The organism is Paraburkholderia sp. J8-2 (assembly GCF_905220195.1).
Classification (GTDB): Bacteria; Pseudomonadota; Gammaproteobacteria; order Burkholderiales; family Burkholderiaceae; genus Paraburkholderia.
The window spans coordinates 23,611-48,987 of record NZ_CAJMZA010000001.1; the positions used below are offsets into that span (position 1 = coordinate 23,611).

Below are 25,377 nucleotides of genomic sequence, written 5' to 3' on the forward strand. Positions count from 1 at the left end.
GTTTAAGCCATCTCCTCGAGTTGCTCGGATTGATCGAAACGCCGGATGCCGAGTTGCCTGAAGCGCGCATTCTCGATGCGCTCGACCTCGGCGGCCGGGACCCAGTAGTCCACATCCTGGTTGTAGGTGCGCGCGATGAACGTGGCGATCATGCCGACGAGCCCCACCGCCGCGAACAGCCACATGTGCCACACGATCGCGAAGCCGAACAGCAGGCTGAATGCGGCGATGATGAAGCCCGCGCCCGTGTTGCGCGGCATGTGGATGTCTTCGTACTTGCGCGGCTGCACGTAGGCGCGGCCGGCTTCCTTGTTGTCCCAGTGCTGCTCCATCGAGGTGATCTCCGGCAGCACGGCGAAGTTGTAGAACGGCGCAGGCGAAGCGGTCGACCATTCGAGGCTGCGGCCGTCCCACGGGTCGCCGGTCACATCGCGGTTCGCTTCGCGATCGCGCAGGCTCACCACGATCTGCACGATGAACGCAAGAATGCCGAGGCCCACGAACACTGCGCCCACGAGCGCCACCACGAGCCACGGATGCCACTCGGCCACTTCATAGTGGTTCATGCGGCGCGTCATGCCCTCGAAGCCGAGGATGTAGAGCGGCGTGAACGCGAGCCAGTAGCCGATCAGCCAGCACCAGAACGACACCTTGCCCCAGAACTCATTGAGCGTGAAACCGAACACCTTGGGGAACCAGAAGCTCACGCCTGCGAGGCAGCCGAACACCACGCCGCCGATGATCACGTTGTGAAAGTGCGCAACGAGAAAGAGCGAGTTGTGCAGCACGAAGTCCGCGCCCGGCACGGCCAGCAGCACGCCGGTCATCCCGCCCACCGCGAACGTCACCATGAAGCCGATGGTCCACAGCGTGGCGCTGTGATAGCGAATGCGGCCGCGATACATCGTGAAGAGCCAGTTGAAGAGCTTCACGCCGGTCGGGATCGAAATGACCGTGGTCATGATGCCGAAGAACGCATTGACGTTCGCGCCCGAGCCCATCGTGAAGAAGTGGTGCAGCCAGACGAAGAACGAGAGAATGCCGATCGACGACGTGGCATAGACCATCGACTTGTAGCCGAATAGCGGCTTGCCCGAAAACGTCGCGATGATTTCCGAGTACGCACCGAACGCAGGCAGGATCAGGATGTACACCTCCGGGTGACCCCAGACCCAGATCAGGTTGATGTACATCATCGCGTTGCCGCCCAGCTCGTTCGTGAAGAAATGCATGTCGAAGTAGCGGTCCATCGTGAGCAGCGCGAGCGTGCCGGTGAGCACCGGGAACACGGCGACGATCAGGATGTTGGTGATGAACGCCGTCCACACGAACACCGGCATCTTCATCATGTCCATGCCCGGCGCGCGCATGCGCAGGATCGTGACGATGAAGTTGATGCCCGAGAGCGTGGTGCCGAGACCCGATAGCTGCAGCGACCATATGTAGTAATCCATACCAACGGTCGGACTATAACCAAGCTCCGATAGCGGTGGATACGCCACCCACCCCGTGGCCGCGAAATCGCCCACGAACATCGAGACCATCACGAGCACCGCGCCCACCACGGAGAGCCAGAAGCTCAGCGAGTTGACGAACGGATAGGCCACGTCGCGCGCACCGATCTGCAGCGGCACGACCACGTTCATCAAGCCGAGAATGAGCGGCGTGGCCACGAAGAAGATCATGATGACGCCATGCGCCGTGAAGATCTGGTCGTAGTGATGCGGCGGCAGATAGCCCGCCGAGTCGCCGTAGGCAATAGCTTGTTGCGCGCGCATCATGATCGCGTCGGCGAAACCGCGCAGCAGCATGACGACCGCAAGAATGATGTACATGACGCCAATGCGCTTGTGATCGACCGAGGTGATCCACTCGCGCCACAAATAGCCCCACTTGCCAGCGATCGTGATCGCGGCGAGCAAGGCGAGGCCGCCGAGCGCGACGACAGCGCCCGTGCCCATGATGATCGGCTCGTGCCAGGGAACGGCGTCGAGCGTGAGTTTTCCGAACATGGTGTGATTACTCCGCTGCCAGGATGGCGCTACGGTTGAGCTTGAGCGCCGAGGCGCTCGCGCCAGGGGGCGCGCTGTGAGCCGCGCTGGGGACCGTGCCGCAAATCGGGTTGCCGTGCACGTCGCGCATGTATTTGCCGACCACGCCGTCGAACAGGCCCGGCGCGACATTCGAATAGAGCGTCACGGGCGTCTTTTCGCCAGGTTGCGCGAGCTGTTCGTAGGCTGCGCGGCTCAGCATCGTGGGCGACGCCTTGGCTTGCGCGATCCACGCGTCGAAATCGGCGCGGCTCTTGGCTAGCGTGTCGAAATGCATGTCGGAGAAGCCCGGGCCGCTGAAGGCCGCCGAGCGGCCCGCATACACACCGGGCTCGTTCGCGATGAGGTGCAGCTTCGTCTGCATGGCCGGCATCGCATACACCTGGCTGCCCAGTTGCGGAATGAAGAACGAATTCATCAGCGACTCGGCGGTGAGGTTGAACTCAACGGGCGTGTCCACGGGAATCGCGAGCTGGTTCACGGAAGCCACACCGTAATCCGGGTAGATGAAGAGCCACTTCCAGTTGAGCGCGACCACGTCCACGCGCACCGGCTTCGTTTGCGATTCGATCGGGCGATACGGGTCGAGCGAGTGCGTGGTGCGCCAGATGAGCACGGCGAGCGTGAGCACGATCACGCAGGGAATCGTCCACACCACCACTTCAATGGCCGTGGAATGCGACCAGAGCGGCGCGTAGGTCGCACTCGTATTGGAAGCCCGGTAGCGCCACGCGAACCACAGCGTGAGCGCGATCACGGGAATCACGACGAGCAGCATCAGCCCGAGCGCGATCAGAATCAGATTCTTTTCCTGCACGCCGATATCGCCCTTCGGGGCGAGCAGCGCCATGTTGCAGCCACTGAGCAGCACGAGCGGCGCGGCCACCGCGACTAGAGCGGCGCGGCGCAGGAAGCGGGCAATCAAGGGGGGACGTGATGAAGAAGGCGGGCCGGCCGTAGCGGCCCGCCCTGAGCGAGGGTCTGGATTGCGCATGTCTGGTTCCAAGGTTGACGTTCGCGCAAACCCATCCATACGTGCTCACTCTGCTGCCGCACGAGCGGCCCCGCAGGGCCGTCACAGAAGCCATACATAGCCTATATGTATGGATTTACGCGCTTCATGCACGCATGCTAGAGTAAGACATGACGCATACATCCGCGACACAATGACACACAACCACCCCGCCGAAAGCGGCGGCGAGATCAACGTATGGGCCACGGCAATGCAGTCCGGCAACGGCCCGCGCTATCTGCGGCTCGCCGAATTCATCGAAGGCGCGGTGGCGCAAGGCACGCTGCGCCCCGGCGAACGCGTGCCCGCGCAACGCAGCCTCGCCACTCTGCTTTCAGTCGATCTGACCACCGTCACGCGCGGCTTCAACGAAGCGCGGCGACGCGGGCTGATCGAGGCGCGCGGGCCACTTGGTACGTTCATCGCCGCGCCACGCGCCGAGTTGCTGCAGCGCGTGGACCTCAGCATGAACATTCCGCCCGCACCCGCTGGCCTCGACATGAACGCGCTGCTGCGCGAAGGCATGGCGCGCGTGCTGGTACGCAGCGACGCCGATCTGCTGATGACCTACCACATGGGCGGCGGCGGCCGCGCCGACTGGCAAGCGGGCGCGAAGTGGCTGCAGCCCATGCTCGGCCCCGTTGCGCCGGAGCGCGTGGTGGTCTGCCCAGGCGCACAAGCGGCGCTCGCCGCGCTCATCCTCGCCTTCACGCAGCCCGGCGACGTCATCCTCGCCGAGCCGTTGCTCTACCCGGGCCTGCCGCACGCGGCGGCGCAACTGGGCCGCCGTATCGAGCCCATTGCCGTCGATGCCCACGGCATGCGGCCCGACGCGCTGGAAGCAGCTTGCCGCGAGCACGCGGCGCGGCTCATCTACCTGAATCCCACGCTGCAGAACCCGACCACGGCGACCATGCCAGAGGCGCGCCGCCTCGAGATCGTGCGGGTCGCGCAGCGCTGCGGCGCGCGCATCGTCGAAGACGATCCTTATTGGCGCTTCGCGCCCGATGCGCCCGCGCCGCTCGCGCGCATCGCGCCCGCTCAGGTCTGCTATCTCGCAACGCTGTCCAAAACGCTCTCGCCTGGTTTGCGCACGGCCTATCTCGCGCTGCCCGATGAAGAGGCACATACGCGCCTCGTGAGCGCGCTGCGCACGTTCTCGCTCATGGCCGCACCGCTTACCAACTCGCTCGCCACGCACTGGATCGAAGAAGGCATGGCCGAGCAAATCTTTGCCGATGTGAAGACCGAGGCGCGCGAGCGCCAGCGCGTCGCGGCGCACACGTTGGGATCGTCGGCGGGCGCGGGAATTCATCTCTGGTACACGCTGCCGCGCTACTGGCAGGCGCGCGAACTGGCCGTCGCCGCGAGCAGCGAAGGCCTCGCCGTCGCGCCCTCCACGGCCTTCCAGCAAGGCCCGGAAACCGCGAACGCGATCCGCATTTCACTAGGCGCGACGGGCGGCCGCGAACCATTGCAGGCCGCGCTGCGCAAGCTCTCGGCACTGCTCGCGAACGACCGCGGCACGCAGACGCAAGTGATCGTGTGACGGCCATGATTCATGCAAAAACTGCAATTTCGCCATGAAAACAATGCAGTAGACAGCTAGTTTTGGCGCCCCTCTAATTAGCACGGTCATGCTTTTTTGATGACTTTTCACACAATTAGAGGAGGAGACTTTCATGCGGGCACGCGTGCATGGAATGTGTGGCATCGCGCTGGCGCTGGCCGCCGGCGGCGCAGCGGCAGCCGATTCGAGCGTCACGTTGTACGGCGTTGCCGACACGTATCTGCAATACCTTGGCAACGGCGGCAGCCATACGTTCGCCATGAAAAGCGGCGGCTCGACGGGCTCGCTGTTCGGCCTGAAGGGCGTGGAGGATCTGGGCGGCGGCCTCACGGCGCAGTTCACCGTGGAGTCGGGCTTCAATATCAACAACGGCGGCCTGTTCGCCGACACCAGCACGCTCTTTTATCGCCAGTCGTGGGTGGGCCTCAAGGACGAGCGCTACGGCTCGCTCACGTTCGGCCGGCAGTACGACGCGAGCTTTCGCGTGGTGTATCCGACCGATCCGTTCAAGGTCGACGAAACGCTCTCGCCGTTCGCCGCTTTCGTGCTCACGCCCGAGCGCAACACGCTCTCCACGCAGTACGACGGCGGCCGCCTGAGCAACTCCGTTCTGTATCAAACGCCCAAATTCTACGGCGTGCAGGCCTACGCCATGTACGCGTTCCCGGCCACGGTTACGCAGCCCGTGACGGCGACGACGGGCAACGTGCTGAACCTCGGCATCAACTATTCGGGCGCGGGGCTTTATGCCGGGTTCGCCTACCTGTATCAGCATCCCGGCCAGGAGACGATCACGGGGCTGCCGGGGCCGCTCACCCTGCTCGGCACCGAGCATTTCATCGGCGCGCTCGCCTATCGCATCGGCATCGTCAATCTTCAGGCGAACTACTCGTACCAGCGTGCGAACGATCCCGCGCCGCACACGCTCGCCGCAGCGCTCGGCACGGCGCATTCGCTGAGCATCGCCGAGGTCGGCGCGACGATCCAGGCCACGTCCGTTGACGAGATCCAGCTCGCGGCGCTGTATCGCAACGTGCGCGGCGCGCATGACAACACGCCAGGCTTCCAGATCGGCGCCGACCACTGGATTTCGAAGCGCACGAGCTTCTACGTGCGGGCGGGCTACTTCAAGAACAATGGCAGCGCCACCGTGAGTTGGCCCGGCGTGAGCGTGACCCAGGCGGGCACGAAGCAGTACATGGCGGCGCTCGGCATGACGCATCGGTTCTGAGCGGTCGCGGCGGCGCGAGCCACGTCGCGCACCGGCAGCAAGCGCCGGCAGGAATCGACACGCGCAAGCGCGGCTTTCTCGGCCCGCGCTTGCGCTTTTTTGTGGCTTGCCCTGGCATCGCAATTGCTACGGTCTACCGTTTCGCTTCTTCGGTGCGACTGCGCGGCCGCACCCACATAATGGCAAAGACGCAGCTTTACGGCGCAAGTACACTCGGCGGAGGAGCCGACGGCCGGATTCGAGTAACCGCGCCCGCAAGGGCGCTCCAATTGCGGGAGAGACGAGAATGGCAAACGAGCAAATGCTTGCGCAGATGCGCGACAAACCGGGCTTCATCGCGGCGCTGGACCAGAGCGGCGGCTCGACGCCTGGCGCGCTGCTCCAGTACGGGATCCCCGAAAGCGCGTATAGCGGCGACGCCGAAATGTTCCGCCTGATGCATGAGATGCGCGTGCGCATCATCAGCGCCCCCGCCTTCACGGGCGAGAAGGTGATTGGCGCGATCCTCTTCGAAGCGACCATGGACGGCCAGGCGCAAGGCAAGCCCGTGCCCGCCTTTCTCTGGAACGAGCGCAGCGTCGTGCCCTTCCTCAAAGTCGACAAGGGTCTGGAGGCCGAAGCCGACGGCGTGCGCCTCATGAAGCCGATTCCGGGCCTCGACGCCTTGCTCGAGCGCGCGGTGAAGGCAGGGATTTTCGGCACCAAGATGCGCTCCGTGATCGAGCATGCCTCGCCTTCGGGCATTGCTTCGATTGCCGCGCAGCAGTTCGCCTTCGGTGCGCAGATATCCGCTCACGGGCTCGTGCCGATTCTCGAGCCCGAAGTCTCGATCAAGGCCCCCGACAAGGCCAAGGCCGAGAAGCTCCTGCGCGACGAACTGCTCAAGGGTCTCGACGCACTGCCCGCCTCGCAGAACGTGATGATCAAGCTCACGATTCCCGATACGCCCGACTTCTATCTGCCGCTCATCGAACATCCTCGCGTGGTGCGCGTCGTGGCGCTGTCCGGCGGCTATTCGCGCACCGACGCGTGTGCGCGCCTCGCGAAGAACCATCGAATGATTGCAAGCTTTTCGCGCGCGCTCATCAACGACCTCACGAAATCGATGAGCGACGCCGAGTTCGACGCCACGCTCGCCGCGAGCATCGACGAAATCTGGAAGGCATCCGTGCAGAAGGGCTGAACCCGGCCTGAACGCGGCCCGAAGCCACGCCGGGCGCGACGCCCGGCCCTGACGCCGATCGGGTACGTAAAAACGCGATGACACACAGCCGGCCTCATTAATCGGGGCCGGTTATACTTGCGCCTTCGTTTTTCTTCTTATGCACCGGCCATGAGGCAGTTACTCTGCCTGCTCGCCCTGTTGCCGGCCCTCGTGCAAACCGCGGCCGCGCAGGCGCAGCAGCAGGCGCCCGCTAGCGACACCGTCAGCGCATCGGCGGCGAGCGCGGTTGATCCCGCAAGCTCGCCCGCCGCTTCCAGCGCCGTTTCGAAATACCTCACGCAAAAGTTCGGTCTCGCGAAAGAAAAGGCCGCGCAGATTTCGCTCGCCGTGACCGGCGCCGCCGAGAAGTATTCGCTGCCGCCTGCGGTATTGCTCGCCATCATCTCGATCGAGTCGCGCTTTCGCGAAAAGGCGCATGGGGCGAACGGCGCAACCGGACTCATGCAGGTCGTGCCGTCAGCGCATCGCAATATCCTGCATAACAAGGACCTCACCGACCCCGAGGTCAACATCGACGTCGGCTCGTCGATCCTCTATGGCTACGAGCGGGCCGCGGGCGGCGACCTCAACGCCGCGATGAAGAACTACGGCGGCTCGAAAGCCTATGCGGAAAAGATCCGCACGCGCGCCATCGAGTTCAGCCGGGTACTCGACACGGCGAGCGCCCCTGCCGCAAGCGATGCACCCGTAAGCGCCGGGCTCGCGGCTTCGGCGGCCGGGGCCGCCTCCGCGCCTGTGGCGGCGCCCGCGCCGGTGTCGGCGGCATCGGCTCAGGCTGCCGTGCCCGGCACCGCTTCCGGCAGCGCGCGCTAACACCGCCGCGCGCGCCGCCTGGATCACACGCCCTCGGCCGCACGCTGGATCGCCGGATAGACGAAGGTGCGCGCGAGATGCGTTTCGCGCGGCACATACAAGCGCAGTGCGAGATAGAAGCGCTCCGCCGGCGCAGGCAGCCAGTTGCGGCGCAAGGTCGGCTCGTCCGGCACGCGCGCCGAGATGGCAATGCGCAGGCCGCCGTCGGCGTCGTATTCCAGGCCGCTCGTGCGGTCGCCGATCGAGTAACGCCCAATCGCATTTTCGGCCAGCATGTACGTCGCCTTTTCGTAGGCGGTCAGCGACCAGAAAGCGTCGACTGCTGGCAGGTTGCCCGGTGCGAAGTGCAGTACATACGATGCGTTGCCGTCGAGCACGGCGCCCTGTGCGTCGGTATCGGCGGTGATGTACATCGCCTCCTGAGCCCCTAGCACGCCGATATAGCAAAGCGCCGCCTGGGCGCGCGTGCGGTAGTCCTCGCCAAACGTTGCGCGCACATCCACCGGCAACGCCCACCCTCCGCCCAAGGCGAGTGGTGGCTCGCCGGCAAGCTCGTGCGTGACGTGCGCAAGCGCCCTTTCGAGTAACGCGCGCTGTTCTTCATCGAGCGTCTTGTCAACGCGGGCAGCGCCGATTCCGCATGCCTCGAAGCGCGCGACATACGCGCGCGCCTCACGTGGCGGCGGCTCAACAGCAAGCAGGCGATTCACGACCTGCGCAAAACGGTTCACATCTCCGAGCTTTTCGCCTGGCTGCATAGCGGCGTCGATCAGCTTGGGCACCTGCGCCGCGCTGCCGGGCGCCGGTTCGACCGTGAGCTGGTCCTGCAAGTGGTTGGCTGCCTCGAGATCCGCTTCACCGTCCACCAGAATGCGGCCGATCAGCCACACCGTGCTGGTGGGACACGCTATCGCTTGCATGCCCTCGGGCACGTCTGCGCTCCAGTCCGGTCCATGCAGAAAGAATGCACCCGCGTCGCTGCCGGTGGTGCGCGTGCCGATATAGCCAAACGGATTGGTATAGAGGTCGAGCAGGCCCAGCACGTAGTAGCGCGCTTGCATGGCGGGCACGCGGATGACGATTGGCCCGTCGCTCAGATCGAACCACGCACAGGAATAGAGCGTGTCGTTATTGGGCGTCACCACGCGGCGGTTCTGAGGGCCCTGCAGCACACGCGTATGAAACCATTCGTTAGCCCAGCGGTTGGGCGATTCCGGCGACTCGCCCGCGGGGCGCCCCGTGCGATCCACGCGCGGGCCGGTGGCAGAACGCATGCGCGCCATTTCATAAAGCGGAAGCGCGAACTGGACCGCCTCGACGGCCAGATCGAAGCGGGACTGATCGGATGAAAGCGCGGTAATTTCGGGGGATTCGAGTGAAGACATGATATTTCGCATGGCGAATTAATGTGAATCGATGGAAGTGAGCTTTCGGGCGCGAGTCAGGCCGCGACGGCGCGCACCGGCGCAATGGCATAGCGTCCTTCGAGAAACGATGCCTGCGGATGGTAGAAGCGCAGGATCAGATAAAAGCCCCCTGCCGGCGCGGGAAGCCAGTTCGACTGCGAGCTCGGCGCTTCATGCTGGATCTGGATGCGCAGGCCTCCGTCCGCGTCGTATTGCAGGCCGGGCGTGCGATCGCCTATTGCGTAGCGGCGTATCGCGTTGTCGGCAAAGTAGCGGTCCGCGCCATAAAGCGAGAGCGACCAGAGCGCGTCGACGGGCGGCAATTCGCCAGGCGGAAAATAGAGTTCATAGCGGCGGCGGCCGGTTAGCCGCTCGCCGGCTTCGTCGAAATCGGCGGTTGCATAGACTGCCTCGTCGGCCGCAAGCGCACCCAGCCCCTTCATGGCGATGCAGGCGCGCAGCACGTGGGCGTGGCCGTAGCGGCCAAGTCCGAGGCTGTATGTCCAGCTGCGCCGCGCGCGGCTTTCCGTGAAGGCGAGAATCAACCGCTGGGCGTCGGCGTAGGCAAGCCGCAGGCCTTGCTGCACGGTCTCGGGCAACGCCGCCGCGCCGCGCCCGTTCAATGCACGCACGCCCGCGCGTTCGAGTGCACTGAGCATCGCGGCTTCGTCGTCTTGTGGTGGAAAATCCGCGAACGACTCAAGAACGTTGTCGAAGAAGTCGAGCGCGGCGTCACCGCTTTCGTGCCATTGCCGCACGCAGGCCGGGCCCGCGCCCTGCGCGCCAGCGAGCCGGAAAGCGGCAGCCACGTGCTGCGCTCGCGCGAGATCGTCGTCGCCTTGCACGAGTACGCGGCCCAGCATCCACACGAGTTTCGAGGGGCACACGAGCGCCACTCCGTCGCCAGTCGGGCACTGTTCCGGCGTGTGCAGAACGAAGCGGCTCCCTCGCGTGCCGGCATTGCGCGGGCTGAGGTTCGTGAAGTTGTTCGTGAAGGCGTCGAGCAGTTCGACCACGTAATAGCGGTCGTCCTCTACGGCTGGAATGTCGAGCACCACCGGCCCGTCGGAAAGATCGATCCACGCATTCAGATAGAGAAAATCGTTGGCGGGCGTCACGATGTCACGGTCTTCATGCGTCCAGCGCTGCATGCTCGCGTGAATCACGTTGAAGGGCCGGCGCAGCGGGCTGGTGGACTGCGCCAGCGTATGCAGCGCACAGGTGCGCATGACCTCGACGACAGGATAACGTGCGATGGCGAGCGGCCCCGCGTACATACGCACCAGCGCGGCGACAGGGTCTTCATGCAGTTTTTCTGGGTTCGCTTCTACAACACTCATTGTTTGGTTGTACATATCAAGATGCCTTGCAAGGATGCTCGCGGAATAAAAATGGCTGCGATTTGTCTACACTGCGCGCGCTAATGTGATGACAGCATCGGCCGCAACGAGGCCCTGCGGCGTCACGATGAGCGGATTGATTTCGAGCGTTTCGAGCGCATCGCCAATTGCCGCGGCGAGGCGTGTGAGCGCGACCAGCGTGGCCGCGGCTGCGTCGAGCGGCAGAACAGGGTTGCCGCGATGGCCGCGAAAGAGCGCGGCCACGCCGCTCGTTTCAAGCATCGCCAGTGCGCGCTCGCATGTGAGCGGCGCAAGCCCGAAGGCCACCTTGCGGCACAATTCGACGCCGGTGCCGCCCAACCCCGCCATGGCAACGAGACCGAACACGGGGTCTCGCTTCACGCCGACGATGATCTCGCCCCATCCCTTCACCATGCGCGCAACCACCACGCCTTCGAAGCCGCCCGGCACATCCGCTTGCACAGCGGCATGCGCAATGGCTTCGTAGGCATGACGCACGGCCGCCGCGTCGCGCAGATCGAGCCGCACCCCGCCGATATCGCTCTTGTGCAGCACATGGCGCGAGCGCAGCTTGAGCGCGACGGGAAAGCCCAAAGCCTGCGCCGCTTCGACGGCTGCGCTCGCCGTGCGTGCCACGCGATGCGGTGCGACCGCCACGCCGGCTTCACCGAGCAGCGCCATGGCTTCGGCCTCGTCCAGTGAGACGGCGTTCGGCGGCACGCTCGCTGGGAGCGCGACATGCGCCGGCTCGGTCTCGACATGGGTGGATTTTCGTGCGGCGTCATTCTGTTGAGCACGCAACAATGTAGCGATGGCCTCCATGGCATGCGCAGGCTCGCGATAGACGAGCACGCCGCGCGCTTCGAGCCACTGCCGTTTGGCGTCGTCGACAAGGCCCGCGAGCACGAGCGGCGCGCTCGCGCTGCCTTCGGCTGCGCGCTCGACCGCCCGCTCGATCGCCGCCCATGTCGCGGGCACGTTGCCAGCACCGGCGATGAACGCGGCCACGCTGCCGAATGCGCCGCAGGTGGCGGTATCGACGAGCGTGTCGGCGAGCACCTCGGGCTGGGCGACGATCTGGCCGGTCACGTCGATGGGATTAATCGTGGAAGCGAACGCAATGCGCTCGCGCAGCCGCGCGCCGCTCGCTTCGGGCAGCGGCGGCAGTTCGAGGCCGAGCGCTTCGGCGCGGTCGGCCATCATGATGCCAACGCCGCCCGAGACGGTGACAATGGCGCTGGCGGCCGACTGCGGCCGGCGCCCTTTCGAGAGCGCGTAGCCGAGCCGGAAGAAGGCCTCGAGCGTATCGGCACGGAACACGCCGTATTCGTCGAACACGGCTTGATAAACGGCGTCCTCGCCCGCGAGACTCGCGGTGTGCGACTGCGCGGCGCGCGCGCCCGTCGCCGTGGTGCCGACCTTGGCAACGACCACGGGCTTGCCCGCCGCGCGCGCGGCGGCGAAGGCCCGGCGCAGCTTCGCGCCGTCCGTGCAGCCTTCGAGGTAAGCGAGAATGACCTTCGTATCCGGATCGGCGGCGAGCCACGCAATGGCGTCCGCCACCTGCACACCGGCCTCGTTGCCCGTCGTGATCCAGTGGCTCAGGCCGAGCCCCGCCTCGCGGGCAAGCGCAAACGCGTAGGCGCCGAACGCCCCGCTCTGGCTCACGAGCGCGACGTCGCCTCTGGGCGGCGCGCCTGCGAGCGCCACGGGCGAAAACGTTGCGTAGACCCGCTCGCGCAGATTCATCAGACCGAGACAATTGGGGCCGAGCAGCGTCACGCCGCCTTGGGCCGCCGTGTGGGCGAGGTCGCGCTGCGCCGCGCGTCCTGCCTCGCCCGTTTCGGCAAAGCCCGCCGTGAACAGGACGGCCGAGCGCGCTCGCCGCCGCACGAGCTGCGCCATCACTTCCGGTACCGCGTGCGCGGGCACTGCGACGATCGCGAGATCGACAGGCTCCGGCACACTGTCGAGCGTGGCGTGGGCGGGTACGCCCTGCACGTGCGCCGCCTTCGCGTTGATCGCGTAGATGCGGCCTGCATAGCCGTGCTCGCGCAGCAGCCGCAAAGGCATGCCGCCAACCTTGGCGGCATCGGCCGAGGCGCCGACGATGGCAATCGATGCGGGACGCATGAGTGGCGTGAAATCGGCGTTTTTCATGGACGTTAGCATTCCTTTCTATTTCAGCAGGTTCATTGCTCGCCCGAAGCCAGCGACCGGGCAACGCAAGCATCCTCGGTGACATCTGCGAGCGCCGCAAAGCGACGGCGATCGGAAGCGGGATCGATCAGGCAGGCCGCGATCACACCCGCCACGACCGAGAACACGCCGGCCAGCATCATGCCCGTGCGATAGCCGTCGACCTGTGCCGCCGCATGGTCGATCACCTGCCCCATTACCGCCGGCGTCACGAGCCCGGCCAACGTAGTGATGCAGATGTTGATGCCGAGCACGCCGCCGCGCTGGGCGGGCGGCACGATCTCGCCGGCCAGCGTCACGCCGCTCACGAACGTGAACGAGGCGAGCGAGAATGCGATCGTCACCGCAACGATGAGGAGCGGCCCCGCCGGCAGCAGCGGCATGACCGCGAGCGCCGCGCCCGATGCCACGACCGACGCCGCCCCCAGCGTGCCGCGCGCATGTCGGCTCGACACGCCGCGCGCCATCAGCCGCTGCGACCACCAGCTGAAAAGCGGCGAAACCACCATCTGCCCAAATGCGGGCAGCACGACAATCCAGCCGACTTCCGTGAGCGAATAGCCCGCCACGCGCACGAGATAGCTCGGCAGCCAGATCGTCGACATCGTGAGGATCACGTAGGCCGCGAAGCCGCTGAGATCGCTCCCGACGCAGGTGCGCGAGAGCAGCAGTGCGCCGAGGGGAATCTTGTGCGGCAACGCGAGCGCAGATGGGTGAGCGCGCAACGAACCCGTATCGCCCACGGTGTGCGTACCAAGCGGCCCCTCCTTGCCGATTAGCAGCCAGATCACGCTCCAGATCATGCCGACCACGGCCAGCATGACGAACGCCGCATGCCAGCCGAAATGCACAATCACGCCGGTAATGACCGGCGCGATCAGGCCGGCGCCGAACGATGCCCCAATAGTGAGCACGGCGGAAGGCACCGCGCGCTCGTGGTCGGGGAACCACTTGTAAAGCGCATGCACGGCCACGGGATACGCGGGCCCTTCGCTCGCACCGAGCAGCACGCGCGAGACGATCAGCGTAAGCGGCGTTGCAAATACGAGCAGCGGCACCTGCGAAACCGACCACGTGATCGCCATCGCCAGCAGCAGCCAGCGCGCCTTCACGCGGTTGGCGAGCAGGCCAACAAGCAGCGCGGAAATGGAAAAAAACGTGAAGAAGCTGGCCGCGATGCGCCCGAACTGGGTGTGCGTGAGCCCAAGCTCGCGCATGATCGGCTCGGCGGCGAGTCCGATGAGCGCCTTATCGGCGAAATTGATCGCGAGAAAGAAAAACAGGCCGACGACGATTACCCATCGCTGGCGCTTGCTGCGTGTCTCTGGTGTCATTGTGTCTCCGTGCGCGGCTATACGTTGGGCGCCGCTACGTGCGGGGCGCCGAAAGCTGCCGCGTTCGGGACATTGAACGACGCGGAAATCAATAAGACAACTGCATAATTTGCATCGAATCGATGCAATCAGCACATCAATCGATTTGCGGCTGAATGGCTTCGGCCGCGTCTTGCACGGCGCGAATGGCTTGTTCCGCCGCCGGCGACAGCGTGCGGCCCGCGAGATGGACGATGCAGAACTGCAGCCAGAGCGGTGAGTGCGCGGGTAGCGAAAGCGGCACGAGACCGGCCATGCGTGCCGGATTCCAGAACGCGTGGCTCGTGAGCAGCAACAGCGCGTCGGTCTTGCGCGCGTACTCCTGCAGCACGTTCACGTCGTTGCAGACGAGATGAAACTCGAGTTCGTGGCCGGGCGCGTAGCGCAGCCATTTGCGCAGCGCGTTGCGCATGGTGTCGGGCAACGGCACGGCGATGATCGGAAACGCCTGCAACTGGCGCGCCTCCAGCGTTTCGAACTGCGCGAGCGGATGGCCTTCGCGCACATACCAGGCCACGCGATGCCTGGGCAGCGGGATCACGCTGATTTCACTCACGGGCGGCGCGCCGCGAATGTCGACGATCAAAAAATCGAGCGTCTCGCTGGACAGCGCGTCGAGCAAATTTTTCCAGTTGTCGATTCGGGCATCGATGCGCAACTGAGGATGGCGCTGCGCGAGCATATCGAGCACGGCCGGCAAGAGCATGGCCGCGGGATACGGCCCCGCCCCGAAACTCACCGAGCCGATGCAGTGATTGCGCAACAGGTCCACGTCGCGCACGAGGCAGCGGGCCTCGAACAACACCTTCTTCGCCCGGCGCACGACGGTCTCTCCCGCTGGCGTGATCTGCACTTCGCGGGTCGTACGGTCGAAGAGCACCATGTCGAGCTTTTCCTCGATGGCCTGGATGCTTCGGCTCAGGGCAGGCTGGCTCAGGTGCACGCGCTGGGCCGCGCGGGCGAAACTGCCCTCTTCCGCGAGGGCGACCACGTGTTCGAGTTGGCGTAGGTTCATGGCGGGCGCGCCTGGCGCGACAGGCGCAAAGTGTGCAGATTGCCTGGGGTTCGGCGCAGGAAGACGCTGCGCGGCAACACAGCATAGCCTGGCCCGGCAGGCCGGCAGCGCGCGCAGTCATCGCCCGGCCCTCACCAGGCGGACGCCCTACGCACGCCAGACGTGCAACAACCCTCGCGCGGCGGCACCGCGAGAGGGTTGTTTCTGGCCGGATCGCTCCGGCGCGCGGGCTTCAGGCGCCGGCTGCGGGCGTCTCGCCGCTTTCCGGTTGCTGTACCGCTGCTTCCGGCACGTTGGACGAGGCCTGCGTTTCTGCGCTCTGGGCTTCGGGTTGGGGCGCGGTTTCGGTCTTCGCCTCAGCCTTCACTTCGGGCTTGGCCTCCGGCTGCGCCTTGCCCTCTTCACGCGCCTTGGCTTGCGCTTCGGCCTTGGCCTTTTGACGCGCAAGCGCCGCATTGGCGCGGCCGACGTGCGACGGATCGATGCCCGGGCCTTCCGAGGCCGTGCCGTCGAGTTCGTAGCGCGAGCCGCCCGCTGCCACACGCTCGTGATAGCGCGGATGATTCACGTGGCGCTTGAGCACGGCGACGATCATCGTGCGTTCGTACTCGGGGTGACGCGCAACGAGATCCTCGGCCACGCCGATCTTGAGCGGCAAACGGTCGCGGAAAGCCGGATAGTGCTTCGCGAACACATTCCACACCGTGTTGAGCTGGCGGTTGCGCTCGATGCGCGCCTTTTCGGCCTCGCTCAGATTCGCTGCCGGCGGCTGCTGGGGACGCGCCGGACGGCGCCGCTGCTGCCCCGAACGCTCGCCTGCCTCCGGACCGCGAGCCGGCTTCGGCTGTTGCGGCCGGCGCGGCTGCTGGGCGCGCTGCCCCGGCTCCCCCGGGTTCTGCTCCTGCGCTCTCGCGCCCTGAGGGCGGCCGTGGCGCGAGCGCGAGCGCTCGTCCTTGCCGCCGGCCACGCCCGCAGCCGCCGAACCGTCTTTCGGAGCACGCGGGCCCTTCGGGGCATGCGAGCCACCATGGCCCTTCGCGCCCTTGTGAGCGGGCTTGCCTTGCGATTTTTGCGCCTGTTCTTCGGCGGGCTGGCCTGCGCCGCCCCCCATGGACTTCTTGATCTCAAGAAGTCCTTCCTTGAAGCTCAGGGTACGGCGTTGTTGCGATGCGGCTTTCACGTCCAGATCTCTTCCATATGGAACCGGACGCTATGATACCGAAAACGCGGCCGACCCAACCGGGCAATCAATTGCCGCGGCCGGTTTTGAGTCCAATTTCACACGCCGCGCCGCGCTGCAAATCCATGCGGCGTGCGGCAAAATCCCTCGAATTGCACGTATCAACCCCTTGCGTGCGCAAGGATCGCATCCTTTTTTTCATCACGACACCATGACGATTTCGACATCCGCCCCCCGTTCTGCCATTCGCGCCATCGTCACCGGCCATACGCGCGGATTGGGTGCGGCGCTCGCGCAATCGCTGCTGCAACGGAACATCGAGGTACTCGGCCTTGGCCGCGGCGCGCACGAGGAACTGGCCGGCCTCCATCCTGAGCGGTTCTCGCAAGCTGTCGTGGATCTCGCCGATCCCGCCGCGCTCGAGCGCTGGCTGGCCGGCGACACGCTGAATGCGTTTGCGCGCGGCGCGCAATGCGTGCTGCTCTTCAACAACGCGGGCACCGTAGAGCCCATCGCGCCGCTCGGCGAACAGGACGCGCTCGCCATTGCCCGAGCCGTCACGCTCAATGTCGCCGCACCGTTGATGCTTGCAAACGCGCTCGCCGCCACGCAAGCCCTGAGCGCGAATGCGTCGCGCCGCATCGTGCACGTTTCGAGTGGCGCTGCGCGCAACGCGTATCCGGGCTGGAGCGTGTACTGCGCGACCAAGGCCGCGCTCGACCACCACGCGCGCGCCGTCGCACTCGATGCGCCAGCCGGCCTACGCATTTGCAGCGTCGCGCCGGGCGTGATCGACACCGGCATGCAGGAAACGATCCGCGCGACGAGCCTCGACCAGTTCCCGATGCGCGAGCGCTTCGAACAACTCAAGCAGAACGGTCTGCTGTCCACGCCCGAAGCAGCGGCACAGCAATTGGTCGACTATGCGTTGAGCGATGCATTCGGATCGGTGCCTGCGACCGACGTGCGCGAACTCGTCAAGGCATGAGCGCATCGCGCAACGCATGCGTTCATAGGCCTCCCGCAAACCCTCACCTTTGAATGTACGCCGTCGCGCTTCACGTGAGCGCGACGCGCGGCCGTACCGCTTTCAGGCGCCGCACGCTACCCGCGAGCATGAGCAACGCACCGACCGCAAGCACGTCGCCTGCAAGCCGTGCCGGCAGTGAATCCGTCACATGCGTGGCACGCAGCAGCGTGTCGATGACATTCGAAGCCACCGCGCCACCCACGAAACAAACGAGGCCCTGCTGCCCCACGGTGACGACGGCGGGCAGCCGCTGCGCGAGCCACGCTATCCAGCCTTTGCGCACCGCCTGCGCGGCGAGCCAGGCCACAGCAGCGAAATTCACGATGCGCACGCTCGCGAGGTTCTGCTTCATGTAGCCCGGCTGAGGGTCCAGATCGGCGAACAACTGGATGAACGCGAACGTGGCAACGAGCACCAGCGCGAACGCTGTCACGGTGCGGCCGGCAAACGAAACCTGAAACGCGCGCGACACAGGATAGAGGCGACACAGCAGGCCCAGCATGAACATGGCCTGCCAGGCAAACGGGTTGAAGGGCCATATGGCGCCGGGTGCGGCAGGCAGATACCCCACGAGCCAGCACCCGCCGAACCACAGCACGAAGCTGCCCACGAGCACGAGATCGGGCGAGCGGCGCGCAAACGGCATCACGAACGGCAAGGCCATCACGAGCACGATGTACATGGGCAGCACGCCGGCCAGATAGGGCTGATCGCGAAACACGGCGATATTCGCAAGCATCGTGAACGGATGTGCGGCAAAGCGCAGATAGCCCGACTCGGCAACCAGTGGCGAATCCACACGCAGCATGACCGCTGCGGCGCCCGAAAGCAGCATGAGCGCTGCCGTGCATAGATAGGCCGCGTAGATCTCGCGCCCGCGACGCCAGAAACGGTGGTTGGCCGCGCCCGCTCCGTTGCGCCCGGCGATGGCAAGCCAGCTCGCCGCGCACACATAGCCGCTCACGAACACGAACACCTCCGCTGAGTCACAGAACGCGAAGTTGTGCAGCATCGCATGCGAGAGCACGCTGGACGGAATGTGATCGAGCGCGATGGAAATCAATGCGAAACCCCGGAAAAAGTCGATTTCGATCGATCGCTTCGCTGTTTGATTCATTGGTGACGACTCCCGTTCGTGTCGAAGATTACGATTGAAGGGATACGCGACCTCGACTCGATGAAGCTGTCAGCTTTATCGACCTTTTTGTAAGGATAACTGATCGATTCGTGGCCACACGCGCTACGCATGAAAGGGTTCCGTAAAAGGCTGCGCCCGAGCGCCGCCTCCATAAGCGACTTTAATGCCAGTTCAATACGAAATGGGCCTGCGTAACCCATGGTAAGCAATTCGCGCGCTTGACGCGTTCACGCAGTCGCACGCGCACGCCCGGACGGTGCGCGCCATGCACATCTAGCCAGCGCCCGCCCTTTTCTGGTGCCACATCGCGGAAAGCCGCGCGAAAGCCTGCGCGGTCACTTTTCTTGCGTCATGGCCAGTTGACGCGTGGGGGCGCCAAGGGTTCCGGAAAAATTCAGATGTTTCGCGCTCGCGCGCTGGATGATCCCGGCTTCATCGGCAAAACGCAGCGGCAAATTACTTGACACCTAAAGTAATTAGACCTACATTGCCCTTGCAGACCGAACGAAGGAGCGAGCATGCGCATTGTTTGCATTGGCGGCGGGCCGGCAGGCCTCTATTTCGCCCTCTTGATGAAGCGCCGTCACCCTGACTACGAAATCACCGTGATCGAACGAAACCGGCCGTACGACACGTTCGGCTGGGGCGTGGTGTTCTCGGACCAGACGCTCGGCAACCTGCGCGCGGCCGACCCCGAAAGCGCAGACGAAATTCTCGACGCCTTCAATCATTGGGACGACATCGAGATTCACTTCCGCGGCAGTGCGATCCGCTCGTCTGGCCATGGCTTCTGCGGCATTGGCCGCAAGCGTCTGCTCAACATCCTGCAGGCGCGCTGCGAAGCGCTCGGCGTAAAGCTCGTGTTCGAATCGCAGATCACCGACGACGACGTGACCCACGCCGACCTCATCATTGCGAGCGACGGCCTGAACAGCGCCACGCGCCAGAAGTACGCCGCTACCTATCAACCCGATATCGACTTGCGCAATTGCCGCTTCGTGTGGCTCGGCACGTCGAAACTCTTCGATGCCTTCACGTTCGCGTTCGAAGAAACCGAATGGGGCTGGTTCCAGGCGCACGCCTACCGCTTCGACGACAACACGTCGACGTTCATCATCGAAACGCCTGATCACGTGTGGCGCGCGGCTGGCCTCGACACCATGAGCAAGGAAGACAGCATCGCGTTCTGCGAGAAGCTGTTTGCGCGCTATCTCGACGGCCACGCGCTGCGCTCGAATGCGTCGCATCTGCGCGGCTCGTCGCAATGGATCCGCTTTCCGCGCGTGGTCAATCGCGAATGGGTGCACTGGAAAACCGCGGCCGACGGCAAGGAAATTCCCGTCGTGCTGATGGGCGACGCGGCGCACACCGCGCACTTCTCGATCGGCTCGGGCACGAAGCTCGCACTCGAAGACGCGATCGAACTCGCCAACAGCATGGAAGAACACCCCGCCGATCTGCGCGCGGCGCTCACGCACTACACGAACGTGCGCAGCGTGGATGTCCTGCGTATTCAAAACGCCGCGCGCAATTCCACCGAGTGGTTCGAGCACGTGGACCGTTACGCAAAGTTCGATCCAGAGCAGTTTGCTTATTCCCTGCTCACGCGCTCGCAGCGCATTTCGCATGAAAATCTGCGCGAGCGCGACGCGGGCTATCTGTCCGGTTTCGAAGCATGGCTCGCGCAGCGCGCGGGTGGCGAGGCACGTGCAGTGCCGCCCATGTTCACGCCTTATACAGTGCGTGGCGTGACGTTGAAAAATCGCGTGGTCGTCTCGCCGATGGCCCAGTACTCCGCGCATGACGGCGTAGCCGGAGACTATCACCTCATGCATCTCGGCGCGCGAGCAATGGGTGGCGCCGCGCTCGTCATGACCGAGATGACCTGCGTCTCGCCCGAGGCGCGCATTACGCCCGCCTGCCCCGGCATGTATGCGCCCGAGCATGTGCAGGCGTGGAAGCGTATCGTCGATTTCGTGCATACGAACTCGGACGCGAAAATCGGCATGCAGCTCGGCCATTCCGGCGCCAAGGGCTCGACGCGCGTGGCATGGGAAGGCATCGACCAGCCGCTCGACGATGGCAACTGGCCGCTCGTCTCCGCTTCGCCACAGCAATATCTGCGCGGCGTGAGCCAGTGGTCGCACGAAGCGAGCGCGGAGGAACTGCGCGAGATCCAGGCGCAATTCGTGCACGCCACGCAAATGGCGAACGATGCGGGCTTCGACTGGCTCGAATTGCACTGCGCACACGGCTATCTGCTTTCGAGCTTCCTCTCGCCGCTCACGAACCAGCGTACTGACGAATACGGCGGCTCGCTTGAAAAGCGCCTGCGTTATCCGCTCGAGGTTTTCAAGGCGATTCGCGAGGTGTGGCCCGAGGACAAACCGATTTCGGTGCGCGTCTCGGCACACGACTGGGTGGAAGGCGGCAACACGCCCGACGACGCCATCGAGATCGCGCGCGCCTTCAAGGCGGCCGGCGCGGACATGATCGACGTCTCGTCGGGTCAGGTCAGCAAGGAGGAAAGGCCCGTTTTCGGCCGCATGTTCCAGACACCGTTCGCCGACCGAATCCGCAATGAAGCAGGCATCGCGACGATCGCCGTGGGCGCGATTTCCGAAGCGGATCACGTGAACGGCATCATCGCGGCCGGGCGTGCCGACCTGTGCGCCGTTGCGCGGCCGCATCTGGCCAATCCGTCGTGGACGCTCACCGAAGCCGCACGCATCGGCTACCTCGACATCAAGTGGCCGAATCAGTACACAGCCGCCAAAACGCAACTCGAACGCAATATCGAGCGTGAGCGCGCGGCCGCAGCAGCGGCGGCAGGTCTCTCGCCGCTGGAACGCGCGCAACGCGCCGAAGGAACCGTGTAAGCATGAACCAGGCAATCCTCAACGATCGTCACGCCGTCGTGACCGGCGGCGGCAGCGGCATTGGCGCGGCGACCGCCGCTGCGCTCCTGCAGGCCGGCGCACGCGTCACGCTGATGGGCCGCGACGCCGCGCGGCTCGAGGCGCAGCGCACCGCGCTCGGCGGCGGCGAAAACGTGGCCTGCGTGAGCGTGGACATCACCGACGAAGACGCCGTGAATGCCGCGTTCGCACGCGCAGCCGAAACGCTCGGCGCCATCGATATCCTCGTGAACAATGCAGGCCAGGCCCAGGCCGCACCATTCGCGCAAACCGACCTCGCGCTCTGGAAACGCATGCTCGACGTGAATCTCACGGGCGCCTTCCTCTGCACGCGCGCAGTACTGGCCGCCATGATCGCACGCAAGAGCGGGCGTATCGTCAACGTCGCGAGTACGGCAGGCCAGGTGGGCTACCCGTACGTCGCCGCCTATTGCGCCTCGAAGCACGGCGTGATCGGCATGACGCGCGCGCTCGCGCTCGAAGTCGCCACGCAAGGCGTGACCGTGAACGCCGTGTGCCCCGGCTACACGGAAACGGAGCTGCTGCAGGCGTCGCTCGAGCAGATTACGCGCAAGACCTCGCGCAGCGAAGCCGAGGCACGCAGCATTCTCGTGCGCCACAACCCGCAGCAGCGCTTCGTCACGCCGGATGAAGTCGCGAACGCGGTGCTGTGGCTTTGCGCGCCTGGATCGTCTGCGATCACGGGCCAGTCCATCTCCGTTTCCGGTGGAGAAATCACATGACATCGCCAGCATCCACGCGCAAGAGCGCCACCACGAAAGCCGCAACGAAAGCGCCGCGCAAAGGCGTTGAAAAGCCAGCCGAGAACGTCGTCGACATGGAAATGAGCACGGGCGCCGACAGCCACATGGGCCTGCGCCTGTGGCTGCGCCTGCTCACCACGACGAACCTCGTGCAAGCCGAGCTGCGCCGCCGCCTGCGTGTGGAGTTCGATACGACGCTGCCGCGCTTCGACCTGATGGCGCAGCTCGAGCGCCACCCTGAAGGCCTGCGCATGACGGAGCTCTCGCGCCGCCTCATGGTGACGGGCGGCAACGTCACGGGCATTACCGATCAGCTCGAAAAGGAAGGCCTCGTCGTGCGCGACGTCGCCCCCGACGACCGCCGCGCCTTTGTGGTGCGCCTCACGGCCGAGGGCCGCGCCCTCTTCGACCGCATGGCGGCCGCCCACGAGCAATGGGTCGTGGAATTGTTTGGCGGCCTCTCGCTCGACGAGAAGTCGAAGATGCACGAGCGGCTCGGCAAGCTCAAACAACATCTGCGCAACGGCCTGGAAGGCTGATACCACTGAAATTGCAGAGATCCGGGAGACATATCTTGACGACACGTTCCAGCGCCGAAGCGCTCTTCGCGGGCAACCGCGTGACGCTTGCCGGTTATGAGGCACAACACTTCGGCTGGTCGGTACAAGGCCGCGTGGCGACCATCACGCTCAACCGCCCCGAGCGCAAGAATCCGCTCACGTTCGAATCGTATGCAGAACTACGCGATCTGTTTCGCCAGCTTGCCTACGCGACCGATGTGAAGGCCATCGTGCTGCATGGCGCGGGCGAGAACTTCTGCTCGGGCGGAGACGTGCACGACATCATCGCGCCGCTCATCGATCTGCCGATGCCCGAACTGCTGATGTTCACGCGCATGACCGGCGACCTCGTGAAAGCCATGCGGCACTGCCCGCAGCCGATCATCGCCGCCGTGGATGGGGTTTGCGCCGGCGCGGGCGCCATTCTCGCCATGGCCTCCGACATGCGTTACGCCACGGCGCGCAGCAAGCTCGCCTTTCTCTTCACGCGTGTGGGACTCGCGGGCTGCGACATGGGCGCGTGCGCGATCCTGCCGCGCATCATCGGTCAGGGCCGCGCGGCCGAACTGCTCTATACGGGGCGCTCCGCAAGCGGCGAAGAAGGCCACGCGTGGGGCTTCTACAACCGCATTTGCGAGCCCGAAGCGCTGCTCGCCGATGCGCAGAAGCTCGCCGCCGATCTCGCTTCCGGCCCGACCTTTGCGCACGGCATAACCAAGACGATGCTGCATCAGGAATGGACCATGAGCATCGACGAGGCCATCGAGTCTGAAGCGCAGGCACAGGCGATCTGCATGGCCACGCGCGACTTCGGCCGTGCCTATGAAGCGTTCGCAGGCAAGACGCGTCCGGTTTTCGAAGGGGACTGAATTGAACGCTGCCGTTGAAACCCATCTCCACGACGCGCTTGCGTGGCCGTTCTTCGAAGATCGCCATCGTGCGCTTGCCGCGGGAATCGAAGCGTGGTCGCGCGAGCATCTCGCGCACGTGCCGCACGATGATGTCGATGCAACCTGCCGCGCGCTCGTGCGCCAACTGGGCGAAGCCGGCTGGCTGCGCTACGGCGTGGGCGGCACCGCTTACGGCGGTCACGGCGACACTATCGATACGCGCGCCGTCTGCCTGCTGCGAGAAACGCTCGCCAAGCACTCCGGCCTCGCCGATTTCGCGCTCGCCATGCAGGGCCTGGGCTCCGGAGCCATCTCGCTGGCTGGCAACGACGCGCAAAAGTCGCGCTATCTGCCAGGCGTGGCGCGCGGCGAAGCAATCGCCGCGTTCGCGCTCTCCGAACCGGAAGCGGGCTCCGACGTCGCCGCGATGGCGCTCGCCGCTCGCGCCGAGGGCGACGATTACGTGCTCGACGGCGAAAAAACCTGGATCTCGAACGGCGGCATCGCCGACTTCTACGTGGTGTTCGCCCGCACCGGCGAAGCGCCGGGCGCACGCGGCATCAGCGCGTTCGTGGTCGATGCCGGCACGCCCGGGCTCGAAATCGCCGAACGCATCGACGTGATTGCGCCGCACCCGCTCGCGCGCCTGCGCTTCACCGGCGCGCGCGTGAAGCGCAGCCAGATGCTTGGCGCCCCCGGCGAGGGCTTCAAGATCGCCATGCGCACGCTCGATATTTTCCGCACGTCGGTCGCGGCGGCTTCGCTGGGCTTCGCGCGCCGCGCGATGGCCGAAGGGCTCGCACGCGCCGCTTCGCGCAAGATGTTCGGCCAGACGCTAGGCGATTTTCAGTTGACCCAGGCAAAGCTCGCGCAAATGGCGCTCACCATCGACAGCAGCGCCCTGCTCGTCTATCGCGCCGCGTGGCTGCGCGACCAGGGCGAAAGCGTGACGCGCGAAGCCGCCATGGCGAAGTGGCACGCAAGCGAAGGCGCGCAACAGGTGATCGACGCGGCCGTGCAGCTGTGGGGCGGCATGGGCGTGCAAAGCGGCAATATCGTCGAATCGCTCTACCGGGAGATTCGCTCGCTGCGCATTTACGAAGGCGCGACGGAAGTGCAACAGCTGATCGTCGGGCGCGACTTGCTCAAGGCATACCACGCCGCGTAAGCGACTGCTGCGCGACGCTCTCTACGGAACCGGACGAAACATGAAACAAGCCCTTCTTCCCGCAGGCTGGGTCAAGCCGCGCGGTTATGCCAACGGCGTCGCCGCTTCCGGCACGCAGGTCTATATCGCCGGGCAGATCGGCTGGGACGAGAACGCGCGTTTCACGAGCCGCGAATTCGGCGCGCAGGCCGTGCAGGCGCTGCGCAATATCGTCGCCGTGCTCGAAACGGCGGGCGGCAAGCCCGAGCACCTCATGCGCATGACCTGGTACGTGACCGACAAAAAGGAGTACCTGGCATCGCTGAAGGAAATCGGCGCGGCGTTTCGCGAGCTGATCGGCGACTACGACATCGCGATGAGCGCGGTTCAGGTGGTGGCGCTCATGGAAGACGACGCAAAAGTGGAAATCGAAGCGACGGCCGTGATTCCCGACGGCGCACGCCTCACGCGCCAATAAACCGCCCACGCAACGG

The 25,377-nt window shown here is 65.2% G+C and carries 20 protein-coding genes; 11 read left to right on the forward strand and 9 right to left on the reverse strand.

Annotated features, from left to right (window positions below; translation table 11 throughout):
- Positions 1-2: 2 nt before the first annotated feature.
- Together cyoB and cyoA are read right to left on the reverse strand one after the other, a co-directional pair.
- Positions 3-2,012 carry a cytochrome o ubiquinol oxidase subunit I gene (gene cyoB / locus U5A52_RS00120; RefSeq protein WP_321916419.1) on the reverse strand — a complete coding sequence of 670 codons (2,010 nt, stop codon included), beginning with the start codon at positions 2,010-2,012 and terminating at the stop codon, positions 3-5.
- 7 nt (positions 2,013-2,019) lie between these two features.
- Complete coding sequence (cyoA, locus tag U5A52_RS00125) at positions 2,020-2,901, reverse strand: ubiquinol oxidase subunit II (RefSeq protein ID WP_415773514.1); 882 nt, start codon at positions 2,899-2,901, stop codon at positions 2,020-2,022.
- Positions 2,902-3,217: 316 nt separating this feature from the next.
- Between cyoA and U5A52_RS00130 the strand changes: the two genes are divergently transcribed.
- The 4 genes from U5A52_RS00130 (at position 3,218) to U5A52_RS00145 (ending at position 7,902) form a co-directional block, all read left to right on the forward strand.
- The gene (locus U5A52_RS00130) at positions 3,218-4,612 is read left to right on the forward strand and encodes a PLP-dependent aminotransferase family protein (protein ID WP_321933263.1); all 1,395 of its coding nucleotides are present in this window, start codon (positions 3,218-3,220) and stop codon (positions 4,610-4,612) included.
- Between the two features lie 133 nt (positions 4,613-4,745).
- Positions 4,746-5,864: a porin gene (locus U5A52_RS00135; protein WP_321933265.1), complete on the forward strand. Its 1,119-nt coding sequence runs from the start codon at positions 4,746-4,748 to the stop codon at positions 5,862-5,864.
- A gap of 286 nt (positions 5,865-6,150) precedes the next feature.
- On the forward strand, positions 6,151-7,047 hold the full coding sequence (locus U5A52_RS00140; RefSeq protein ID WP_321933267.1) for a fructose bisphosphate aldolase: 897 nt from the start codon (positions 6,151-6,153) through the stop codon (positions 7,045-7,047).
- 150 nt (positions 7,048-7,197) lie between these two features.
- Positions 7,198-7,902 (forward strand): transglycosylase SLT domain-containing protein, encoded by a 705-nt coding sequence (locus U5A52_RS00145; protein ID WP_321933268.1) that lies wholly within the window; start codon positions 7,198-7,200, stop codon positions 7,900-7,902.
- Between the two features lie 23 nt (positions 7,903-7,925).
- Here U5A52_RS00145 and U5A52_RS00150 read toward each other — a convergent pair whose 3' ends face one another.
- The 6 genes from U5A52_RS00150 to U5A52_RS00175 all read right to left on the reverse strand — a co-directional run bounded on the left by U5A52_RS00150 (position 7,926) and on the right by U5A52_RS00175 (position 16,436).
- Positions 7,926-9,287 (reverse strand): DUF1254 domain-containing protein, encoded by a 1,362-nt coding sequence (locus U5A52_RS00150; RefSeq protein ID WP_321933270.1) that lies wholly within the window; start codon positions 9,285-9,287, stop codon positions 7,926-7,928.
- A gap of 56 nt (positions 9,288-9,343) precedes the next feature.
- The gene (locus U5A52_RS00155; RefSeq protein ID WP_321933271.1) at positions 9,344-10,663 is read right to left on the reverse strand and encodes a DUF1254 domain-containing protein; all 1,320 of its coding nucleotides are present in this window, start codon (positions 10,661-10,663) and stop codon (positions 9,344-9,346) included.
- 51 nt (positions 10,664-10,714) lie between these two features.
- Entirely contained in the window at positions 10,715-12,829 is a 2,115-nt protein-coding gene (locus U5A52_RS00160) for an acetate--CoA ligase family protein (RefSeq protein WP_321933273.1), read from the reverse strand.
- Between the two features lie 32 nt (positions 12,830-12,861).
- Positions 12,862-14,202 carry an MFS transporter gene (locus tag U5A52_RS00165; protein WP_321933274.1) on the reverse strand — a complete coding sequence of 447 codons (1,341 nt, stop codon included), beginning with the start codon at positions 14,200-14,202 and terminating at the stop codon, positions 12,862-12,864.
- Positions 14,203-14,338: 136 nt separating this feature from the next.
- A complete protein-coding gene (locus U5A52_RS00170; RefSeq protein ID WP_321933275.1) occupies positions 14,339-15,256 on the reverse strand; it encodes a LysR family transcriptional regulator in 918 nt (305 codons plus the stop codon).
- Between the two features lie 232 nt (positions 15,257-15,488).
- Positions 15,489-16,436, reverse strand: coding sequence for a ProQ/FINO family protein (locus U5A52_RS00175; RefSeq protein WP_321933276.1), 948 nt, complete (start codon positions 16,434-16,436; stop codon positions 15,489-15,491).
- Positions 16,437-16,647: 211 nt separating this feature from the next.
- Between U5A52_RS00175 and U5A52_RS00180 the strand changes: the two genes are divergently transcribed.
- On the forward strand, positions 16,648-17,424 hold the full coding sequence (locus U5A52_RS00180; protein ID WP_321916401.1) for an SDR family oxidoreductase: 777 nt from the start codon (positions 16,648-16,650) through the stop codon (positions 17,422-17,424).
- A gap of 70 nt (positions 17,425-17,494) precedes the next feature.
- Here U5A52_RS00180 and U5A52_RS00185 read toward each other — a convergent pair whose 3' ends face one another.
- Complete coding sequence (locus tag U5A52_RS00185) at positions 17,495-18,583, reverse strand: OpgC domain-containing protein (protein WP_321916400.1); 1,089 nt, start codon at positions 18,581-18,583, stop codon at positions 17,495-17,497.
- Positions 18,584-19,122: 539 nt separating this feature from the next.
- Here U5A52_RS00185 and U5A52_RS00190 point away from each other — a divergent pair.
- Genes U5A52_RS00190 through U5A52_RS00215 form a run of 6 tightly spaced genes read left to right on the forward strand, consistent with a single transcriptional unit; the run spans position 19,123 to position 25,361 of the window.
- Positions 19,123-21,483 carry a bifunctional salicylyl-CoA 5-hydroxylase/oxidoreductase gene (locus tag U5A52_RS00190; protein WP_321933278.1) on the forward strand — a complete coding sequence of 787 codons (2,361 nt, stop codon included), beginning with the start codon at positions 19,123-19,125 and terminating at the stop codon, positions 21,481-21,483.
- Between the two features lie 2 nt (positions 21,484-21,485).
- Positions 21,486-22,265, forward strand: coding sequence for an SDR family NAD(P)-dependent oxidoreductase (locus U5A52_RS00195; RefSeq protein ID WP_321933280.1), 780 nt, complete (start codon positions 21,486-21,488; stop codon positions 22,263-22,265).
- Positions 22,262-22,825: a MarR family transcriptional regulator gene (locus tag U5A52_RS00200; RefSeq protein ID WP_321916394.1), complete on the forward strand. Its 564-nt coding sequence runs from the start codon at positions 22,262-22,264 to the stop codon at positions 22,823-22,825. Before U5A52_RS00195 ends, U5A52_RS00200 begins: the two co-directional genes overlap by 4 nt.
- Before the next feature lie 35 nt (positions 22,826-22,860).
- Positions 22,861-23,715, forward strand: a complete 855-nt coding sequence (locus U5A52_RS00205; RefSeq protein WP_321916392.1) for an enoyl-CoA hydratase family protein — start codon at positions 22,861-22,863, stop codon at positions 23,713-23,715.
- Between the two features lies 1 nt (position 23,716).
- A complete protein-coding gene (locus U5A52_RS00210; protein ID WP_321933282.1) occupies positions 23,717-24,904 on the forward strand; it encodes an acyl-CoA dehydrogenase family protein in 1,188 nt (395 codons plus the stop codon).
- 40 nt (positions 24,905-24,944) lie between these two features.
- The gene (locus tag U5A52_RS00215) at positions 24,945-25,361 is read left to right on the forward strand and encodes a RidA family protein (RefSeq protein ID WP_321933284.1); all 417 of its coding nucleotides are present in this window, start codon (positions 24,945-24,947) and stop codon (positions 25,359-25,361) included.
- Positions 25,362-25,377 lie beyond the last annotated feature (16 nt).

Excerpts from the sequence above, each read along its gene's own strand:
- U5A52_RS00200 (WP_321916394.1), top strand. The coding sequence starts at position 22,262 with ATGACATCGCCAGCATCCACGCGCAAGAGCGCCACCACGAAAGCCGCA.
- U5A52_RS00195 (WP_321933280.1), top strand. The coding sequence starts at position 21,486 with ATGAACCAGGCAATCCTCAACGATCGTCACGCCGTCGTGACCGGCGGC.
- U5A52_RS00170 (WP_321933275.1), bottom strand. The coding sequence starts at position 15,256 with ATGAACCTACGCCAACTCGAACACGTGGTCGCCCTCGCGGAAGAGGGC.
- U5A52_RS00155 (WP_321933271.1), bottom strand. The coding sequence starts at position 10,663 with ATGTACAACCAAACAATGAGTGTTGTAGAAGCGAACCCAGAAAAACTG.
- U5A52_RS00160 (WP_321933273.1), bottom strand. The coding sequence starts at position 12,829 with ATGAAAAACGCCGATTTCACGCCACTCATGCGTCCCGCATCGATTGCC.
- U5A52_RS00135 (WP_321933265.1), top strand. The coding sequence starts at position 4,746 with ATGCGGGCACGCGTGCATGGAATGTGTGGCATCGCGCTGGCGCTGGCC.
- U5A52_RS00180 (WP_321916401.1), top strand. The coding sequence starts at position 16,648 with ATGACGATTTCGACATCCGCCCCCCGTTCTGCCATTCGCGCCATCGTC.
- U5A52_RS00190 (WP_321933278.1), top strand. The coding sequence starts at position 19,123 with ATGCGCATTGTTTGCATTGGCGGCGGGCCGGCAGGCCTCTATTTCGCC.
- U5A52_RS00165 (WP_321933274.1), bottom strand. The coding sequence starts at position 14,202 with ATGACACCAGAGACACGCAGCAAGCGCCAGCGATGGGTAATCGTCGTC.
- U5A52_RS00150 (WP_321933270.1), bottom strand. The coding sequence starts at position 9,287 with ATGTCTTCACTCGAATCCCCCGAAATTACCGCGCTTTCATCCGATCAG.
- U5A52_RS00185 (WP_321916400.1), bottom strand. The coding sequence starts at position 18,583 with ATGAATCAAACAGCGAAGCGATCGATCGAAATCGACTTTTTCCGGGGT.
- U5A52_RS00140 (WP_321933267.1), top strand. The coding sequence starts at position 6,151 with ATGGCAAACGAGCAAATGCTTGCGCAGATGCGCGACAAACCGGGCTTC.
- U5A52_RS00130 (WP_321933263.1), top strand. The coding sequence starts at position 3,218 with ATGACACACAACCACCCCGCCGAAAGCGGCGGCGAGATCAACGTATGG.
- U5A52_RS00145 (WP_321933268.1), top strand. The coding sequence starts at position 7,198 with ATGAGGCAGTTACTCTGCCTGCTCGCCCTGTTGCCGGCCCTCGTGCAA.
- cyoA (WP_415773514.1), bottom strand. The coding sequence starts at position 2,901 with ATGGCGCTGCTCGCCCCGAAGGGCGATATCGGCGTGCAGGAAAAGAAT.
- U5A52_RS00215 (WP_321933284.1), top strand. The coding sequence starts at position 24,945 with ATGAAACAAGCCCTTCTTCCCGCAGGCTGGGTCAAGCCGCGCGGTTAT.
- cyoB (WP_321916419.1), bottom strand. The coding sequence starts at position 2,012 with ATGTTCGGAAAACTCACGCTCGACGCCGTTCCCTGGCACGAGCCGATC.